Annotated in this window: 18 protein-coding genes; 9 read left to right on the forward strand and 9 right to left on the reverse strand. The window is 41.0% G+C overall.

Annotated features, from left to right (window positions below; genetic code table 11):
- The first annotated feature begins 269 nt into the window (after positions 1-269).
- A complete protein-coding gene (sds, locus tag V7K41_RS12905; RefSeq protein WP_322727486.1) occupies positions 270-1,241 on the forward strand; it encodes a solanesyl diphosphate synthase in 972 nt (323 codons plus the stop codon).
- A gap of 555 nt (positions 1,242-1,796) precedes the next feature.
- Here the strand turns inward: sds and V7K41_RS12910 are convergent.
- The gene (locus tag V7K41_RS12910; RefSeq protein WP_334848661.1) at positions 1,797-2,270 is read right to left on the reverse strand and encodes a hypothetical protein; all 474 of its coding nucleotides are present in this window, start codon (positions 2,268-2,270) and stop codon (positions 1,797-1,799) included.
- Between the two features lie 204 nt (positions 2,271-2,474).
- Here V7K41_RS12910 and hetZ point away from each other — a divergent pair, with 204 nt between their 5' ends.
- The 4 genes from hetZ to V7K41_RS12930 all read left to right on the forward strand — a co-directional run bounded on the left by hetZ (position 2,475) and on the right by V7K41_RS12930 (position 9,011).
- Positions 2,475-3,680 carry a heterocyst differentiation protein HetZ gene (hetZ, locus tag V7K41_RS12915; RefSeq protein WP_334848663.1) on the forward strand — a complete coding sequence of 402 codons (1,206 nt, stop codon included), beginning with the start codon at positions 2,475-2,477 and terminating at the stop codon, positions 3,678-3,680.
- On the forward strand, positions 3,673-4,653 hold the full coding sequence (locus tag V7K41_RS12920) for a PatU (protein ID WP_334848665.1): 981 nt from the start codon (positions 3,673-3,675) through the stop codon (positions 4,651-4,653). The genes hetZ and V7K41_RS12920 overlap by 8 nt, the downstream gene beginning before the upstream one ends.
- Positions 4,654-4,975: 322 nt before the next feature.
- Positions 4,976-7,288, forward strand: a complete 2,313-nt coding sequence (locus V7K41_RS12925; protein ID WP_334848667.1) for a transglutaminase TgpA family protein — start codon at positions 4,976-4,978, stop codon at positions 7,286-7,288.
- Between the two features lie 388 nt (positions 7,289-7,676).
- The gene (locus V7K41_RS12930; protein ID WP_334848668.1) at positions 7,677-9,011 is read left to right on the forward strand and encodes a hypothetical protein; all 1,335 of its coding nucleotides are present in this window, start codon (positions 7,677-7,679) and stop codon (positions 9,009-9,011) included.
- Between the two features lie 151 nt (positions 9,012-9,162).
- On the opposite strand, the gene V7K41_RS12935 is transcribed toward V7K41_RS12930, so the two are convergent.
- The 4 genes from V7K41_RS12935 to V7K41_RS12950 form a co-directional block, all read right to left on the reverse strand.
- Complete coding sequence (locus V7K41_RS12935; RefSeq protein WP_334848670.1) at positions 9,163-9,600, reverse strand: response regulator; 438 nt, start codon at positions 9,598-9,600, stop codon at positions 9,163-9,165.
- Positions 9,601-9,702: 102 nt separating this feature from the next.
- Positions 9,703-10,137: a response regulator gene (locus V7K41_RS12940; protein WP_334848672.1), complete on the reverse strand. Its 435-nt coding sequence runs from the start codon at positions 10,135-10,137 to the stop codon at positions 9,703-9,705.
- An 825-nt stretch (positions 10,138-10,962) separates the two neighbouring features.
- The gene (locus V7K41_RS12945; protein ID WP_334848674.1) at positions 10,963-12,351 is read right to left on the reverse strand and encodes a DUF3370 domain-containing protein; all 1,389 of its coding nucleotides are present in this window, start codon (positions 12,349-12,351) and stop codon (positions 10,963-10,965) included.
- Between the two features lie 31 nt (positions 12,352-12,382).
- Positions 12,383-12,904, reverse strand: coding sequence for a pyroglutamyl-peptidase I family protein (locus tag V7K41_RS12950; protein WP_334848675.1), 522 nt, complete (start codon positions 12,902-12,904; stop codon positions 12,383-12,385).
- Between the two features lie 58 nt (positions 12,905-12,962).
- Here V7K41_RS12950 and hisH point away from each other — a divergent pair, with 58 nt between their 5' ends.
- Together hisH and rsmD are read left to right on the forward strand one after the other, a co-directional pair.
- Positions 12,963-13,598, forward strand: coding sequence for an imidazole glycerol phosphate synthase subunit HisH (hisH, locus tag V7K41_RS12955; RefSeq protein WP_334848676.1), 636 nt, complete (start codon positions 12,963-12,965; stop codon positions 13,596-13,598).
- Between the two features lie 139 nt (positions 13,599-13,737).
- Positions 13,738-14,283 (forward strand): 16S rRNA (guanine(966)-N(2))-methyltransferase RsmD, encoded by a 546-nt coding sequence (rsmD, locus tag V7K41_RS12960; RefSeq protein WP_334848678.1) that lies wholly within the window; start codon positions 13,738-13,740, stop codon positions 14,281-14,283.
- 103 nt (positions 14,284-14,386) lie between these two features.
- Here the strand turns inward: rsmD and petG are convergent, their stop codons facing one another.
- Entirely contained in the window at positions 14,387-14,500 is a 114-nt protein-coding gene (gene petG, locus V7K41_RS12965; RefSeq protein WP_063721252.1) for a cytochrome b6-f complex subunit V, read from the reverse strand.
- A 209-nt stretch (positions 14,501-14,709) separates the two neighbouring features.
- Between petG and V7K41_RS12970 the strand changes: the two genes are divergently transcribed.
- Positions 14,710-15,084: a cytochrome c gene (locus V7K41_RS12970; RefSeq protein WP_334848680.1), complete on the forward strand. Its 375-nt coding sequence runs from the start codon at positions 14,710-14,712 to the stop codon at positions 15,082-15,084.
- A gap of 656 nt (positions 15,085-15,740) precedes the next feature.
- A complete protein-coding gene (locus V7K41_RS12975) occupies positions 15,741-16,505 on the forward strand; it encodes a peptidylprolyl isomerase (protein WP_334848681.1) in 765 nt (254 codons plus the stop codon).
- A 168-nt stretch (positions 16,506-16,673) separates the two neighbouring features.
- Here the strand turns inward: V7K41_RS12975 and V7K41_RS12980 are convergent, their stop codons facing one another.
- From V7K41_RS12980 to V7K41_RS12990, 3 genes are read right to left on the reverse strand one after another with little or no spacing between them, the layout of a single operon-like run.
- Positions 16,674-18,401 (reverse strand): DNA adenine methylase, encoded by a 1,728-nt coding sequence (locus V7K41_RS12980; RefSeq protein WP_334848683.1) that lies wholly within the window; start codon positions 18,399-18,401, stop codon positions 16,674-16,676.
- Complete coding sequence (locus V7K41_RS12985; protein ID WP_334848684.1) at positions 18,394-18,627, reverse strand: hypothetical protein; 234 nt, start codon at positions 18,625-18,627, stop codon at positions 18,394-18,396. The genes V7K41_RS12980 and V7K41_RS12985 overlap by 8 nt, the downstream gene beginning before the upstream one ends.
- Positions 18,576-19,469, reverse strand: a complete 894-nt coding sequence (locus tag V7K41_RS12990) for a hypothetical protein (protein WP_334848685.1) — start codon at positions 19,467-19,469, stop codon at positions 18,576-18,578. Before V7K41_RS12990 ends, V7K41_RS12985 begins: the two co-directional genes overlap by 52 nt.
- Between the last annotated feature and the right edge of the window lie 310 nt (positions 19,470-19,779).

Consider the following 19,779-nt stretch of genomic DNA (forward strand, 5'->3'; position numbering starts at 1 on the left):
AGAAAGGTGAGATGAGAAACTACTTAACACAATTTAATCTGACTTTTATCCCGTGTACTGAAAATTCATGTTTTAAGTTAGTTTAAAATTTGAGTAACGACAAATTAAGCATAATTGCTTATTGACAAAAACCTTAGTAACCTTAATTATCACCCATAGACTCATAAAAATGGGATTACCTGATGAAAACTTTGCGCTGGCACAGGGTTATCTTAAAATGAGTATAGGATATGTAAACTTTCGTAACCTAAGTCAGAGTCCGCCCATCCATGACCCCAGCCACCTCCCTGTTTACCCCTGTGGAAGCAGACCTGCGACTACTAGCAGATAATCTAAAACAGCTAGTTGGAAATCGCCACCCCATTCTGTTTGCAGCAGCCGAACATTTATTCGGAGCTGGGGGAAAGCGTATCAGACCAGCAATTGTCCTGCTAATATCGCGGGCAACAATGTTAGAACAAGACATTACGCCGCGTCATCGTCGCCTTGCTGAGATTACAGAAATGATTCACACAGCAAGCTTAGTACATGACGATGTGGTAGATGAATCAGACGTGCGGCGAGGCGTTCCTACCGTTCATAGTTTGTTCGGGAACCGCATTGCCATCTTAGCAGGAGATTTTCTCTTTGCCCAATCTTCCTGGTATTTAGCAAACTTGGACAATTTGGAGGTAGTGAAACTGCTCTCAGAAGTCATTATGGATTTGGCTACTGGGGAGATTCAGCAGGGACTAAATCGTTTTGATGCTGGTATCTCTATTGAAACGTACATTGAGAAGAGTTACTACAAAACAGCTTCCTTAATCGCCAACAGTTCTAAAGCTGCTGGGTTACTCAGTGAAGTCTCGCGAGAAACTGTTGAGCATCTGTATAGCTACGGTCGTCATTTTGGTATAGCATTTCAAATTGTTGATGACATTTTAGATTTCACCAGTACAACAGATACCTTGGGTAAACCAGTGGGGTCTGATCTCAAAAGCGGTAATCTGACTGCACCGGTTTTATTTGCTTTAGCCCAAAAACCATCCTTGGAAGTGCTGATTGAACGAGAGTTTGCTCAAGAAGGAGATTTAGAGCAAGCACTAGCACTGATTCAAGATAGTCAAGGTATACAGCAGGCGCGAGAGTTAGCTGCTCACCATGCTAAGTTGGCAATTGAACATCTTGCGGTTCTCCCATTCTCAGAATCCCATCAGGCATTGATTAACATCGCTGAGTACACACTGAGTCGCCTCTATTAAATCAGTTATCAGTTCTCAGGTAGAAAGTGGGGATTTAGATATAGGTGTGTTGTGGCTTCCGTAACCCACCAAAAAGCTGAAATGTTGTGTTTTGCCAACCCTTTAAGACACTAAAGCTGTTTTATGTTTAATTAAATCCACTTATTTAGCAGGTAGAAAGTGGGGTTTTTATTGGAAGTTCTTAGGGATTTCTAAAAAATAAATTACTACTACTTGTGGGGTGGAAAGCGTTCGACTGAGCGCTCACTCTAAAGACTTGCCTGCTTGTGGTTACTGGGAACCTGACAATAAAGAATGGGATGTTTTTTGATGTGAAAGTTTTTAAGTATAAGACTCTGCTTCACTGGGAAACTAAAACTTGAAAACGGAAAAATGTTCACTGATAACTGTTTTTTAATCAATTTTAGGTTTCATCGAGAGTTGAGTCAGTCGCATAGTGTAACGGAAAGAAAAAATTTCTTTTTTCACTGATTTAGAAAACTTTTTTAAAGAAATTTGAGATTTAAAATTTTGGATGTGGGATTGTATCTAAAAAACTCCACATCCAAATTTTTTCTATGCAATATCAGGGGGTATCTGTTTAGGCGATCGCTGTTGTCGTAACTGTTTCTGCATGAGTTTTTCTAGTTCAGTGCGTCGAACTTCGACGGTATGAGTGGTCTTACCCGGCGTCTCTAAAAAAACGATACTATCTACGGGTTTTAATGCCACCATTTGGAACAAAATATGGGTGACAGGAGTAATTTTAGCTAGCATTTGAGGGTCAAGCCCATCAGGGGAAATTAGAGAGACATCCTGTATGGTAGGGAAAGCGTAAATCACACGTTTTTCCAATCCTGGGTTAGCACGATTGCTCAATGTAGTTAGAACCCAGCTTGACTCCGAATTTTGGAGAATATAGTACTGGGAGTAGCGTAATTTTTGAGCGATCGCTCTAAGGGCAGGAGCAATTGCTGCAACAAGATGTGGTGTCATACCATCGCGGGGTGCATTGTCAATCAGCAATTGAATTTGTGCTTCTAAATCCATAATGACTTGTATACGGCTCTAGGGTAATGGCAATAACATCTATCAAGTGTGAACAATCCCATTAGAATTGGGAATAATAAAATCAGCCACATCCTCAATATAGGATTGGTCTGCGTTTAGCTTATACGTAAAACCAAAAAAGCCAATACCCACAGTCCTACAGGTTGTATTTAAGTAAGTTAGGGTCTTTTGAAAACCGAGACTATGAATTCAGCCGCAACCGCAACTATTCCATCTGCAACTATTCTGGGAGAAAATTCTACAGGCGTGGAGGCGATCTTTCAACTCCTGTCCAAGGAGTTTCAGCAGTCAACCAAAGCTTCAAAACAAAATTGCCACGATGTCGCAACACGTATTACCACCGAAGTCTACCGGATTTGTCATGAGAGTAAACGTATCCAAGCTTCTGGATCTGTAGAAAGCTCGGCGATGACCTTGGCTCGGCATCGGCTGCAACAGTGTCTCAGGTACTATCAGTTGGGTTCAAATCGGGGCAGGGTCGAATTACACAGTACTCTGAGTGCAATTATTTATCGATATATTAATCCACCTCAGAGGCAATTGAGCTATCAAGGGCGGCTGACGATAATTGAAGATTTCCTCCAGAGTTTTTATTTGGAGGCGTTGAACGCTTTCCGGCGAGAAAATCAACTCGGTGCCACTTATCGCCCTCAGACGCTCTTGGAATTGTCCGAGTATATGGCATTTACCGAGCGCTACGGCAAGCGACGCATTCCCTTACCAGGTCGCCAGCAACAGCTAATTATCCTGCGGGCACAAACTTTTTCCCAACAGCAGCCCCCAGAAACCAGCGTAGATATAGAACAAGCCGCAGAAGGTAGCAATAATGAAGGTGACGGTTCTTGGGAAGAGCCAGCAATTCACCAATTGCGCTCCACAATGGCAACGCAAGCCGAACCCGAACCCGAAGAAGACACATTGCGCTCCGTTGTCGTTACAGAATTAATGAATTATCTCGAACAACGGCAACAATCTGACTGCGCTGATTACTTTTCCCTCCGCCTCCAGGATTTATCAGCACAGGAAATTGAGTCGATTTTAGGTTTAACCCCTCGTCAGAGAGATTATTTGCAACAGCGCTTTAAGTATCATTTGATTCGGTTTGCCCTGTTGCACCGTTGGGAATTAGTTCACGAGTGGCTGGAAGCTTCTTTGCACACCAATTTGGGCTTAACTCCCCAGCAATGGCAAGTATACACAGCACAGCTGGACAATAAGCAACGGTCTTTATTAGAGTTGAAGCAACAAGGACAAGCTGATGAAAAAATAGCAAAAACTTTAGGGCTGTCAATGGCACAACTTCAAAAACGATGGTTTAAGATTCTTGAGCAAGCTTGGGAAATTCGTAACTCATTAGTTTCCGGATCGGGTGCATCTACTCATGAATAGTGACTCAGAATCCTTACAACACCAGTGTCTCGATTGGTTATTGACAGATAATGTCAAAAATAACGAGCAATCGGTAGAATGTGAGGAAAATGACGGGGTAAAAAACCTCCTCAAGGAAGCCACTGCTGCTTCAAAAAGCAGTGAGCCAAAATTGGGAGGAACGCCCCAGACCTTTCAATTGGGAGAAATTCCTACTGTGCAAGATCGTTTTCAAGCTGTCCTAAAGCATCGGTTACAAATCCAAGCCCAAGAACAACCACCGTTGTTTCCTTGGGAAACACAATTAATTGAATATCCTGATTTTGTTGATGAGCCGTCAATGACACTCGTTCCTAGCTGGGGATGGATGGTACAACAATCGAAGTTGACCCTACCGACTCGCTTACCGGAAAGAGTTTTCCAGCAATTGCTAGAACAATGTCAGGCTTTAGTGACATCTTCAGTGCCGTTGGGGGCAAAATTAGTTCAAGTGGTGGAGAACTTTTTTCCCAATGAGTCTCAAGCACTAAATGACATAGCTGGATTGGTGCTAAGAAGCACCTATCGGTCTGTAAGTACTTTGGAGGCAATGCCCGCTATTCAGAGCGATTACTCAGATTTACAACCGCGTCAACAGATGGCTTTGTCGTTGCTAGCAGCTAAACAACTACTGGAAAATCTGACTTTACCACTTTCAGCAACTAGTCCGGTGGTAGAAAGACAATGGCTAACCAGTGTTGGTACTTTAAATATCAGAGTAGAGTACCACTCTCTAGGTAAACTTACGAAGTTACTTGTTCAAGCTGAGTTACCTGTTAAAGGAACTTTGACGCTGCGGGGAAGCGGCACTTTAGCTATGACAACATCTTCGACTTCGGGATACTTAAATGTAGAGTTAGGCTGCGAGCAACTTAACCCAACTTATACCCTAGAAGTTGAATTTCCAGAAATAGACGAACAGTCGTTGTTGTTTGTGATTAATCCCACAATTTAGTTTAAATTGCCACCGCTAGCACACTCTGTCAATCAACGCCGATATATATTAAAAGGATTTTCCTGGTTTTGAAGCTTATCCTATTTTTCAACAAGCGGTCATTAGGGTGTCTACGAGAAGCAGTTATTACTGAGGTACAAGAACCCCACCCCCAACCCCCTCCCCGCAAGCAAGGAGGGGGCTATGATCTACCTTACGATTGATTAGGAAACGCCATATCATTTTTTGACACAGTAGTAGGGTAAGTAATGACTCCCCTCCATTGTGTTTTTTGCATCTACATCATTGCTTCCATTAGACTCAAATGTTTAACTTATCCAGGATGAATCGGTTTTGGCGTATCCCTGTAGGTAATTTCTGGCGGCAAAATCCGCAGGCTTCGCCTTTGATAGAAGTGGAAGATTCAATTTATTTGCGGGTGCTGGTGCTAGCGTTGGTTATTTTGGGAATTGTGGCAACGGATATTGCCGCTGAAACTTCATTTAGTTTTTGGGCGTTACCCCTGAGTGTAGTGGGTGCAATTTGGAGTTACTATCGTCGCCGCGATCGCAATGTTGCAATTAAATTCTGTATCGCCATCGGAATGTTAGTAGCACTAGGGGCTTTCTTTGGGCGATTAGTGGGAGAGTTGAATGATACGCGGTTGGGTTTGGCAGAGTTATTAATTCAACTCCAGGTGCTACATAGCTTTGATACACCCCGCCGCAAAAATTTGGGCTATTCGATTGTTATCGGACTGATTTTATTGGGTGTGGCAGCAACGCTAAGTCAGACTTTAGCATTTGCACCTGTGTTGCTGTTATTTTTAGCGATCGCTTTACCAACTTTAGTATTAGATTATCGCTCGCGCTTGGGTTTGCAGCCATTAAAAACCCAAAAGGAAAAATTCAATCAGCAGAATTCCTCAACTCTTAATTTTAAATTTTTAATTCTAACTTTTTTGCTAATTGTCGGTCTGGGACTGGCAATTTTTGCTGTTTTACCTAGATTCCCTGGCTATCAATTACGGAATTTTCCTGTAAGTTCTGCTATTCAAGTAAAAAATAATTTCACAGGACGTAGTATTATTAATCCCGGTTATATCCGCCAAGGTAAAGGTGACAATCAAGGCAGTGGTAGCGGTGGTACGGGACAAAATCAAACTGGTCAACCAGGTAAAATAGATAATAACTTTTATTACGGTTTTAATAGCCAAATAAACCAAAACCTGCGGGGCGAGATGAAGCCCAAGGTTGTGATGCGGGTGCGATCGCAAGCTGAGGGTTTTTGGCGAGTATTAGGATTCGATCGCTATACAGGTAAGGGATGGGAAGTTTCTCGCAATGAAGACGTTACGACTGTTAGGCGATCGCCTTGGTCTTACCAAATTTTTCTTTCCCCATCTGTGATTACTGGTAAAACCCAAGAGGTAGTACAAACTTATACAGTGGTGTCGGATTTGCCTAACCTGATTCCAGCGATGACTTATCCGAAGGAAGTTTACTTTCCAGCACCAGTGATCGCAGTTGATAAAGAAGACGGATTGCGATCGCCTGTAGAATTATCACAAGGTCTTACATACACAGTAGTTTCTGAAGTACCATACCGCGATCGCACTTTGTTAGGTGAAGCTTCTACTAAATATCCACCACAAATTAAAAAGCATTATCTGCAAATTCCTCCCGAAATTGCCGAAAAAGTTCGGCAACGTACCGAAGAAATCCTCATTAACTACAATCAAGAAAAAGTCGCAAAGTCTGCTAAAAGCCTAGATTCACCCTACGAAAAAGCTCTCTACTTAGCTCAATATTTAAAGCAACGCTACTCTGTTCCCCAAAATCCCTTAGAATTACCTTATTTGAGTGAAAGAGAAGACTTGGTAGAAACTTTTTTGTTTAAGCAAAAAGGAGGCTATCCAGACCACTTTTCAACAGTTCTCACAGTGATGTTGCGTTCCATTGGCATCCCCGCGCGGTTGGTAGCAGGGTTTAGTGCGGGAGAATTTAATCCATTTACAGGGTTGTATGTTGTCCGTAATACTGATGCTTATGCGATGACGGAAGTGTATTTTCCGAAATATGGTTGGTTTGCCTTTGACCCTATTCCCAATCATCCTCTGATTCCGCCATCCATTGAAGATACTCAGACTTTTAGTGTCTTGCGCCAATTGTGGCATTGGGTTGCTGGCTGGCTACCTTCTCCGGTGACAGGTTTGTTGAATAATGTATTTGAGACAATATTTAAGTGGGTGATTAGAGCGATCGCTTGGTTTTTAGCTTTATTCTCTCAAGGTTGGTTTGGTGTATTGACTGGCTTAATTGTGGGGACTACAACGGCTTTCTTCGCTTGGCTAGGTTGGGGTCAGTGGCGAGAGTGGCGCAACCGCCGATGGTTAAAGAAATTGCCAGCAATGGAAAGCCTTTATCAACAAATGCTGCAATGGACAACCCAAAAAGGTTTAGGCAAACATCCAGCACAAACACCTTTAGAGTATGCCAGAGTCTCATACCAGCATCATGCTTTAGCAACTGCTGAGGTCATAGATGAAATTTGTCAAGCTTATGTTGGCTGGCGTTATGGCGGTCATACACCTAACTTGCAGCAACTGCGACAAAGATGGCAAGGTATCAAAAAGGCTGCTAAGACTACTAAGTAATTTAAGGCTTCTTATAAATTACTCATAAAAAGACATAGGAGTGAAAATGAATGTAGACAAGACGTAGCAGTGCTTCGTCTCTACAGGGGTTCTCAATATAACCATTAAGGCAGAATGTGGGTTTAAAGCCAATACGCTTGGGTTAAGAGCAATACAGTTCAGTTAAGCATTTCTTCCTTCTCTTCCTTTGTGTCCTTTGTGTCCTTTGCGGTTCGTTAAAAAAATTGACTTTGACAAAGAGTTTTAGCCTTAACTGAACTGTATTGGGGTTAAGAGAAGCTGACATCTAAATCCGCTAAGTGTGCATTTCCATAAATCTAGCAATAGCTAGATGCTGAAATTCTCTCAAAAGCTATAATTTACATCTGTTGCACCGAGAGATTAACTTGTGGATGTCATATTAGAACGATCGCACGAATTAAAACAAGCCTTAGTTGATTTTGTCCTTGATGCTGAAGGGGAACTGGCACAAGCACTGGAAATTTATGCAGCAGAACAGTTGCGCCGTGGAAGTGGTGATAGTACACAGCAGGACTTAACCATCGATAGCTTTTTGACAGCCGGGAAAGTTGGTGATAAGTCACCATTAGAGTTGTTTATCGAAAGCCATCCAGATTTAGCAGAAAGCGATCGCAGCCTGATAAACAGTTGGCATCATAGTTTTATTGGCTTGTTTGCCATCACTAATATTTTACCTGATGGCTTTGAATTAACGAACTGGTTGACAGATAAACGCTACATTGTCAAGCCAAACAATACTCAAACATTACAGGCAATATCTCGATTGAAAGTCGGAGAAATCTTGCTAACTCGCATTTCTCCCGTTACCGATAGCTACTGGATGTTTTCTGGCCCCTACACAATAATGGGTAAATTAGGTAAACCAAAACTTGCCGTAGCAATTGGTAACTTCAAAGAAAACTATAAAAGTAATCTTTACAGCGATGCTCCAGACTTGCTAGAAGAAGCTTGGCAGTCAGTAGAAAAATATCATCAGCAGTTTGTGGACTTTTTTGGCACTGATGAAATCACACTACCTGGATACCAGCTTAATAAAAAAATAGCGGAATTTCAAGAAGTAATTACTGAAAAAACCTTTGCCGCCGCAGGAATTGATACTTCTAAATCTCTTGCGGAAGTGGCAGAAGCAGCTGGAATTGGTGACGAGGAAATAAAAGCAGCCGCACAAGAATTTGGTGCAGATTCCAACGTAGTCTCTGAGATGTTTAACAGCAAAAGCAGCAAGAGCAAAATGGTTATGCCAAAGGTTGATTTGCCTGCTGAACTCAAAAAAGCAGAACAGGTAACGGCTCTTTCTCATCCCCGTTGGGGACAAATGTTTTTACCAACATATAGCAAAGTACAAGCAATCTTATCGGCAGAGGACTGGCAAAGTGTTCAAGGAGCAGAAAAACTAATTCGCTACTACCTCGAAGATAAAAGTATTAATGCTTTTATTTGGCATCGATTAGCACAACAGTATCCAAATCAATTAGAAAATGTGTTGCAAACATTTTTGCAACGTCCAGAGTTGAGGCTTGAAAGTGACTTGGATGCACTTTTGCAAGAATTCTATAAACCTATTGAGCCAGAGTTGCCAGACATTGCCAGTGTACCCATACATTTGCATAACTTATTTCAGGAAGCTTTAGGAGAAGTTAGCAAATCTAAGCCAAAGGGTAAGGGACAACAAAAGCCAGCAAAGGGTTTTCAACGAGGTTAACAAATATGTCCAACATTTTACCCTACTCACTTGGGGTTATATCGTTTCGTTTTTTAAAGTCGTTTGTAGGAGTGTATAGTTAGCTGTGCGCTCCCATAGCGTATTGTGTGAAATCAGTATCAAAAACAAGATCGAGGCTGGCTAGTTCTATTTAAAGATCGGTAGATAACAGGTGAACAATCTCATCTACAATTTCTTCTGGACTCTCAAGCTTGACTAGAAATCGATTAAAACCAGCATTCAAAGCTTTATGGCTTGAGACTTCCCGTGTATAAGAAGTGATAGCGATCGCCGGCAACTCTCTTATAGATGGGCAAGAATGCACTCGAATTTGCTCAATTAACCAATTGCCATCACGATCGGGCAACTTCACATTGCACAGCAAAATATCGGGATGAAGCGATTCGACCAAATCAAGGGCTGTTTCTGCATCGCTTAAAGCCATTACCTCTGCACCTGCTGTTTCCAAAATGAAAGTGAGCAAATCTGCAATATCTGGCTCATCTTCTACCAGTAAGATAGTGGTTCCAATAAGGTGCTGGAGCGAATTTAACTCAGTTTCTTGATTGATTTTCTGATCCGTTGCCATGCCGTCCTTTTATTGCCTGCTATAGTCTGCTATTTCTATTGCAACGCATTGAGCAGAATAAGTATTCACCCTAAATACACAAACTTGAGGTGAAAAGCCTTATCAATATGAAGAAATTAATTCACCGAGCAATATTGAGCGCCCTGTTAGGTGAGCGATCGCCCTAACCAACTCATCTATGTCCACAGGCTTTAATAACCATTGGTCAAACCTTGCTTGCGACTTCGGAAATTGAGCTTCTAACTTTCCAAGTCCCGTGACTGCAATAACGGGAGTAGATTTGTCGAGCCTATCTTCGATTTGCCGGATCTGACGTAGCAGCGAATAACCATCTTCACCGGGCATGGCAATGTCACTAAGTACTAAATCTGGGTGAAGTTCGACAAACGCTGCTAAGGCTTGATGTACCGTGAAAGTTGAATGAACTTCAATTCCATACAATTCAAGCAAACAAGTCATCCAGACACAGGAATCGAGGTCATCATCGACCACTAGTACTCGCAATCCATCCAGTGTGGAAGTGTTGGGAATGGGCATACTAGGTGCCTTACTCTAAGTGAATGTCACAGTATCTAATGAGAATTTAAGAATTAGTGCATTTTTCATAGAAAAATAAGATTTACATAATTTTACTTAACATTGTGCAATGCAATTCTCAGAATTTAGTGGCTCGAACAGATGGCGTAGGAATCCAGAAAATATACGATATGGTTTCCATAAGTAAAGTGTTGTTTTCCGTAATAGTGTAAGTCCAGGGCTTTGCAATCGTAAATTACAAGTATTTTGCTGACCCTGATTTAATGATAAAAAACTTAAAATAACTTTTATATCTTTAAATTTATTAATATTTACTCTAATATTTTTAGGTTTTGGCGATAACATTTTTATCAAAACAGAATTCAGGAGTCAGTCGTCAGAATAAAGCCATGAATTCTGGATTCTGAATTCTTTTTCAACCTAAAATATGGCATGGTTGCTTGTAAGTAGTATAATTAGTGACGCTACTTGCCAGGATTAGATTCGGGTAGTGTATGTGGTTTACGCTCTGCACAAACAATAAAAACAAAAGAATCTATGCGTGAGCTCAGGACTTGGACTACTACCTTAGTAGTTACAGTATCTATTATTGCAACTTCAATAGGTGTCTACAATCTTGAATTGTTTTTAAACACTGTCTGTTTGATAAATACTATGCCTGCTATCAGTAAACATTGTAAGCCGTTGCCCTAATTGGGTGTTTGATAACAGGTGTGCCTTTGAGCCGCGCCAAGTGATAAACAGTAGAACTTTGTGAATGATCTGACTAATATTTTTTAGTAATAGGTAATTGAAGAAAAGCTATTACCTATTACCCATGACTAATTACTGAGGTTTAGCTTGAGTTGAGACTGTTAATACTTGCGGTGGTGTAGCATCCGGGGGATAGAGAAAGTCTACTTCTACTAAAGAGCGATCGCCTGGTTTCATCTTTAATAAAACTAACGGTTCCCCTACTTGACCTCTCTTTTGCACTAAATGCACAAACTGAGTTTGTGGCTGATTTCGCTCATCTTTATAACGTACCCGTACCGTTCCCCGAAAGAATACTTGAGGATCTGGTGTACTCAGAAAGCGTAACCCTGGTTTGACTAACTGATTCTCTTTGAGTGGGGTTTGTATGGATACACTAACAGTTTGAGGACTTTGAGTATTGTTGTATAGCGGCAACTTGAGATTATATTGAATTCCATAGTTGCCATGAGCGCGATATGCGGTGTCAGGATAGCGCACCAGCATAGGCGCACTTTGAATTTGACCAGTTCCTAATGTACCACCATGCAGGGTACTCAGAGCGTAGGAAAATACTTGACCAGGCTGGGGAATAGTTAGATATCTGGCTTTAGGATTATCTACTAATAAAGCTCTCCATCGCGAACCACCAGCCACTCCCGCAACTCGCCCATAAATTCTTGGCTTGCCAGTTTCCTCTAGGGGAGTGGGTGCTTTATCTCGTGGCCCAGCTAAATCACCATTATCTAGTAAATTCTGCCACTCTTCTAAAGTAGGCGATCGCTCACTACCATCAGGATTAACCCGTGCAAACATCGCTAGGCTAGCAGCATAGACAGTGCCATCACTTTGCAGTCGGATCAATGTAGACCGACCATTCAGGGGTGGTGTCAATCCTTGCACAGGAATTGGCAAATTGAGTAACATCCGACTTTGCTTTGGTGGAATCTCAATTTGGGCAGGGAAAATCTCTTGTCGCACTCCCCTAAGTACATCAGACATGACGCGATCGCCTGGACCGGCAAAAACTTTACCTAAAAGATTTTGGCTAAAAGATGGTAACTGAATAAATGGTGCATCCGGTTGACTTAAATAACTCGCCGCTTGCCAAATATTTACCTTCACTGGTTCCGAACTAGGGTTATGCAAAATTATCCCTAAATAGAGCGATGTCTCCGACGGGCTACGCCTACGCAAATTCTCCGGTGGTTCAGCCTTCGCAACGTGATGAGCAAAAATATCAAATCGTCCCCGAAAAGGAAAATTCAAATGCGCTGTTGGCACTTTTTTTCCATCTGGTGGAAAGGTAGAGAGTAAAATTCCTTCTTTCAACACCAATTCTGGACTATTGCTATTAAACGTTGGCACTGTATCCAACTTACCTGGTAAAGGACGTACTTCTTGTGGTTGCACGACTTCTTCAGGTAGTGGTGTAGCAGGAGTTGATTGGGCAATTGGGAAAATTAGTAACAATGGCAACATATACTTAGATATTTAGTTCACCATACAGACATTAACAACTTGATGAAAGTGCCAGTTTGTTAAGAATTAATACGAAATCGGCAAGAATCCCCATCAAATTTTCTTGATTGAGAATCGGAACGTGGACAAAAATACAACGTGCCGTAAGTTGATTTTGGCTTAAGTAGTCCAACACTGAATAGTAAAGACCTTCACAGACAAATTTTCCACAGTCGTGGCTAATCTGAATTGCTGTTGCTCCCGCGACTAATTTTTCTAAATCAACTTCTGTGTGTAAAACAATTTCTTTGCAGCTAGCAACTGCTTCCACGCTTAATTGTGTACGACTTGCAGCCATGCCACAACAGATGATGTAATCAGGTTGGATTGCTTTGATTTTTTCCATTACCTGAGTACTGGCAAGTTGCACATCTACGGGTAACTGGCGTAAAAAAGTGAAGTCATGTGGGATCAACTCAAGTTTGGTAACTTCAAGTAATAAATCATCAGAAGAATTTGACTGTTGATCTTTTAGCCAAGTGTCAAAAGAAGTTAATAGAATTCTTTTCTTCATAACAAATATTATTTAGAATAGAAAAACCCTCCATAATAAATTTACAAGGAGCAGGTAAATGCCAGTAATTGCAATCGTAGATTATGAGATGGGAAATTTGCACTCAGTTTGCAAAGGCTTGGAAAAAGCTGGTGCAACTCCTAATGTTACTTATTCTCCAAAGGAATTAGAGCAGGCAGATGCTATAGTCCTACCAGGAGTGGGAGCATTTGATCCAGCAGTGCAACACCTGCGATCGCGTGGTTTGGAACAACCTATTAAAGAAGCGATCGCATCTGGTAAACCTTTTTTGGGAATTTGTTTAGGATTGCAAATTCTCTTTGAATCAAGTGCAGAAGGTACTCAACCAGGTCTAGGAATTATCAAAGGAAAAGTGCGGCGGTTTCGTCCAGAAACTGACATCACTATTCCTCACATGGGTTGGAATCAACTGGAAATCACTCAACCAAAAAGTATTTTGTGGGAGCATTTACCGTCCGATCCTTGGGTATATTTTGTCCATTCCTACTATGTTGACCCAATAGACCCGCTAATCCGTGCAGCAACTATCACTCACGGTACTCAAACCGTCACAGCTGCGATCGCTCACGAAAACCTCATGGCAGTCCAATTTCACCCCGAAAAATCCTCTAATATCGGATTGCAAATACTGTCTAATTTTGTTGCTCAAGTCCGCGAAAAAATTCCTGCTTAATACTATTTTTGTCATTTGTTCTTTATCCTTTGTCTAAAACTAATGACCAATACTTCGACTACGCCCTTCGGCTACGCTCAGGACAAGCTCAGTACAAGTGACCAATGACTAATGACTAATGACTAATGACCAATGACCAATGAGCCTGAGAATTTACGGCAATCGCCAGCTAAAAACTTTACCAGGAAAAGAAACTAGACCGACTAGTGCGCGAGTAAGAGAGGCAGTCTTTAATATTTGGCAGGGAGAAATTGCAGATTGTCGCTGGCTAGATTTATGCGCCGGTACTGGTTCAATGGGCGCAGAGGCTTTGTGTAGAGGAGCCAGCCTAGTAGTGGGAATTGAACAATCGAGCCGAGCCTGTGCCACCATCCAACAAAATTGGCAGCAAGTAGCTAATGCCGACCAAGAATTTCGGGTATTGCGGGGAGATATTACGCAGCAGTTAAAGACTTTATTAAGCAAGCAATTCGATAGAATTTACTTCGATCCACCTTATGCTAGTGGATTGTACCAACCAGTATTAGAAGCGATCGCTCATTATCAACTTTTAGATCCTAGCGGTGAAATCGCAGTTGAACACGCTTTACAAGGTTGGACACCACCAGAGATTCCCGCTTGGGAAATTTGCCGCCAGAAAGTTTACGGCAACACATCACTTACTTTCTACAGAATTATGGAATGAAAAGAGTGGGGAGTAGGGAAGAAAAATTGCTTCCTTGTTTTCCTTGTCCCCCTTCCCTCATCCCACTCAGCACTCAGTTCAACACTCAGCACTGGGCATTCCCTCATCCCCCCAACTGATTGGGGCGTTTGTATTGCTTATATGCAGCGTAAAAAAGTCCGGCGAGAGTGACGAAAACTAGACCAAGGACAATACCTGATAGCAGGGGTTCAACCACTGTAAATCTCCTTTTTGTAATTATTAAATATTCGTTGCCTGTTTTTGATTTTACCAAATTTCGTATGAATCCTGCGCCCTACAGCCTTTTAGAGGCCAACTGCCCACAAGAAAATAGTCTTCTGTGCTTGCAGACACAATCAAGAACTTTTAAGCTATGTGTAGGAAATGAAAACTTTTTAGCACACCTAGACTTTCACAGCAAACCTTTTGGATAAACAGATTACCAAACCTGAAATTTTGATTCAGCGGATCGTTTTATTGACGCTGGCTATACTGCTAGTAGTCCCTTTGGGCTTTTTTGGTGTTCAGTTGGTTCAAGCCTCTGATCCATACGTCAAGAGTGTTTTATCCCTAACAGGGAACCCAGTTCAAGGACACGCGATATTTCAAATTAACTGTGCTGGTTGTCATGGCTTGGAAGCAGACGGGCGAGTGGGGCCCAGTTTGCAAGCTGTTTCAAAGCACAAGTCTCGGTATGGTCTGATTCACCAAGTGATCAGTGGCGAAACACCGCCAATGCCAAAATTCCAACCTAGTGCTCAAGAAATGGCGGATCTTTTGAACTATTTAGAGTCGTTGTAGACCTAAGAATTTTTGGTTATAGGATACATAAATACCCTTATGTGAAAAGCAGTATAAAATATGTGTCTGTTTACATCTATTACACCTGTAAACAGACCACCGAGATGCTCGATAGCGTTCGTGCAGCGTCTTGTAGAAAGCTTTAGTAACGTAGGAGCGTTGCCCTCAGCACATCATGCCTGCTCTAATTGAGAAAATTCTAAACGCTTAGATACGAGACGCTGCGTGTAGCTTGCTTTCCCGTAGGGGTACACGAACTCACTAAAGTCCTTGGCGTTTACCTTTATCTACCAAACACTCTTTCGAGGTTGAGAGAAGAAGCTCGACACTAATACCACTGTGCCTCTACACATAATAATAGAAACCTCAAAACACCCTAGCTCAGTTTGATAAACTTCGTCTTCTAAAGTCGTAGTGGCGAGAACTGTCTTTTGTCTTTATCTTCACATCTGCTAATATTTACGTAGAATCTTTGATAAAAACTCATATAAACTGTATATTTTTAAGTATGTTAGCAAGTAACTATTTAATTATTGTTATTGCAAAAGTGAGGTTAGTATACCTAACTCTGTAGAATTAAGGTAAAAGTTCCTAGACAATGGGCTAAGGTATAGCTTCTTTAACAGACTAGATATTTTTGAGATGACCGAAAGCTAATGACTGAAGCGATCCAAATCGGTAATCGTACAATTACAGCTAGTGAACTGATTTCTTTACTGGCAAGTTACCAAATGCTGCCACAGTTGCAGCGGGAATTAATCATTGATGAGGCGATAGAGCGAAACTCACGCTCCGCTAAGGTAGTAATAGAGTGTACTCCTGAGGAAGTAGCCCAAGCTAAACAGCAGTTTTATGCTGAAAAACAGTTTAAAAATGAAGAAGACATCCAGGCTTGGATGGCACATCAAGGGCTGACTCTCGATCAACTAGAAGTTATTACCACTCGTAAGCTAAAAATTGAAAAATTTAAGCAAGCCACTTGGGGTAATAAACTGGAATCTTACTTTTTTCAGTCCAAGGCAAAACTAGACAAAGTAATTTATTCCCTACTGCGAACCCAGGATGTGGGAATTGCCCAAGAACTCTACTTCAGGATTCAGGCAAAAGAAAACTCTTTTGCTGATTTGGCGCGGGAATACTCACTCGGGCCGGAAGCCCAAACTGGTGGCTTAGTAGGCCCAATTGAACTGAATGCACTACATCCGATAATGGTGCAAATGCTCTCTAGCAGTCAACCAGGTCAGATATTGCCCCCTACCCGTATCGCTGAATGGTTTGTGATTTTGCGGTTAGAAAAATTTATTCCAGCACAACTGGATGAATTTATGAAAATACGACTGTTGAATGAACTCTTTGAAAACTGGCTACAAGAACAGCAAAAGCAAATCATGTCTTCATCACAAGGAGAGGAGGATACGTGACAGGCAGGCGATAAACCTTTAACCTAAGTATGGGACTCACCTACCATGCTTGTTTCAAAACTGAAGTAGCGATCGGTCTGTTAGTTTTCCAGGCTGGACGAGCGATCGCTTTTTGGCATGAGATAAACTTAGAACCACTAAAGTAGAAAGCTGATATACAAAAAGATTCTACGAGTCCGCATCATCCCATCCATAATTATCTGTTCCAAGGTGCTTTTCTATCAACTGAACTAATTTCATAAGATAAGTATAGTTATAACCATACTCACTGATAATTTTTTTAGCGTCTGCATCTGCAATACCCTTGAGGTAACACTGTCTTTCATTCATCTCCAAGAACAGTTCACCCTGAATTGTGTTGAGATTTGTTTGTTTATTAATTTTTTGTCTTTGCGCTACTTGCCAAGCATTATCAAACTTCTTAGCCTGAACTAGGCTGATAATTTGCCGTGCTTCTTCTGTATATCCTTCATTATTTAATTGGCTTGCGATACTAAGTGCATTAGCACCATATTCTAGTGTTCGCCCATTATATCCTAGGGGACGAGCAGCAGTATCAGAAAATTCATCTGCTGATGAGTTTGTTTGAAATTTACCGTTTTCATGTTTCTTATTTGTATACGTCACTGGGCATTTAACAGCTTTAGCTGTCTCAATTCTCTTGCGGTGTTCAAACTCTCGTAACAATTGAACTCCATCCTTGAGTCGGTGTAAATTTTCATCGAGAACACGAGATTCGATTTCAACTTGAGAGAGTTGAGAGCCAACACGTACAATAGGAACTTCATTTAAACCAGCTTTGATAGCAGCTCGGCAACGACGATGCCCAGAAATAATTTGCAGGGTTCGGCCTTGTTGAGTTACCAATATAGGATTGTTTTGAAAAAATCCTCTTTCTCGGATTGATTCAATTAAATCTGATATATTATCTTTCGTTCCGTATATTTGAGTATTGAGTGGATGAGGCTTTAGTTTTCTTGGATCAGCTTTTTCACTATGGAGAAATACTACTGTTGATCTAGTGTCAGATAAGTCTGTAGTAGCAATTTTAAAGCTAGCTACTAGTAACTCTTTTCCTCCTTTGGATTTGCGTCCCTCCGCATTTGTCATGCTGTATAGCTTTTCCCAAGGATAAATATTAGCCCAAGAATATAAATCAAGAATTCCAGGAGAATTGTCAATAGTCATTAACCAATCATGAGAACAATTACTTAGTTCTGCTGCTAATAATCCGTGATTAAAGCCTGTGTGTAAATCTCCTGACTTACCGTATAATTTTGATGCTTCCGCTGACAAATATGGAGGATCAAGAAAAATAAACACGTTCTTTCCTGGCTTGCGAATAAGTTCTTGGTAATCCTGGCCAGTAAACAGAACCTTTTTTAAGCGTCCATTTAGGGCGCGTAACCTCTCAATGCTCGAAAGTGTAAAACGGTCACAATACGCTAATGGCGTTAGTCCACCAGATTCAGTTGTTCCACTAGAAGTGCTTCGATTCAGAATAAAAAATTTTGCAGCACGGTGTAGACGATTATCTGGTAATGCCTCAAGCATTTTGAGATAGTCACTACGGAATTGCGTCCATTCCGAACTCTTATGCTTTGGTCCATTGTAATCTCTGCGGAGATGAGTAACTACTTTACAAAGAGATTCAACATCCTCTTTAGTTTGGCACCAGAAATCCATCAATAAAGAATGAGCATCATTTCCCCAATACAACTCCGCAGATAAGTTTGCAATTGCATATAGTAAAACGCTACCACCACCAAGAAAAGGTTCACGGAATTCTTTAATACTACGTGTTTGATTAACTCGATCAATGACTTCGGACAAAAACGGTATATCCTTCTGCTTTCCCCCTGGATATCGAAGAGGAGACTTTAGTTCTTTAATCATACGAATCTTCTGGATCATCAATTAACTCAATTGAGGCAAGCCACACAACTTCCTCCCAATTGTCATCTATCGGTGCTGGTAGTTTGCCGAATTTTTCTTGAGCACTGTTAGCAAATAAAACAAGAACTTCAAAAGGTAGTTCGCTAAAACCTCCATCGAATTCAATCAAGTCTTTTATAAACTGGTCGATGCAATCTGATTTGCGATTTTCAAAACTTCCATCCATCGTTTATCCTCTTGAGCAGAAACAAGGTATCCAAAATGCTGCTTAACTTCATGGGTAACACGCTCTAACTTTTCACTATCCACTCCAAAAAAACCACTATTCAGGAGCGAAAGTCTAAATTCTCTTAAATTTTCCCAACGTTTAACAGGTGAATCAATGGCAATACTGCAAGTAAAACATGTTTGTCTTTTATCTGGAGGAAGAGCGTTTTTTGCCCAATTTTTTGGTCCCTTACCCGAAACTCCATCAAACACCCAGGGTTGGCACTTCGGTTCATTTAGAATTCTGTAAGCACGGTCACTCTCAGTTTTGTCCTCCTGTCCAGGCCAATGTCGGATAAACGCAAAAGTAATCCAGTCATTTGCAAAGATGTCAAAAAACTCCTTAAAGTTATATACACAAATATCAATTACATGTTTTGTTACTCCAGGATGTGTCAGAATTAACTCTGCAGGATGCTTAGAAATTCCTTGCTTTAAATTTATATCCATCATAAGCATACGGAGTAATGACTGAAATCGAGGACGATCCATCGCCGTCTGCCAAGAAACATTACGGTTCTTATCTATATAATGGATATCCTTAACCTGATTATCAAACCATTGAATATCAACACCCAGATTAAGAAAATCACTTCTAAAACCTTTATTGTAAAGAAAAGATGACTCTACCTGCTTTAAAGAGACAGGAATACCGTTTAATAAAACATCGGCTTTTTTCCGGTTGTCATTAACTTTTCCAATGGTTTCAACATGAGTTAAAACACCTATGTGAGGTAGCATGACCTTACCACAGTTTTCTTGAAGCCATTCAATAACTTGTTTTTCATTTCCTCTAGTCATCTACCTTAGACCACAGTATATTTAGCAACCCAATTTTAGCAAAGGATTGGTATTTATTCTGACTATCTAAAATGAAGGTAACTTGACTTTCTGATAAGTCTTTACGTGTAGTAACTTTGGCAATTATTTAACTTAAAACTAATATAGAGATTAGCTAAATGATTTGTATAAATTCAGGATAAACAAAAACCTCCTAGCTTATATCATATCTAGGAGGCTTTTTGAGTTTGAAATATAAACCTGGCATCGAGCTATTTTTGCGTAGGGCAACCCCTAAACTATCGTGGCCGCAGCAGCGTTTCACCTCTGA

Source organism: Nostoc sp. (genome assembly GCF_036917415.1).
Taxonomy (GTDB): domain Bacteria; phylum Cyanobacteriota; class Cyanobacteriia; order Cyanobacteriales; family Nostocaceae; genus Nostoc.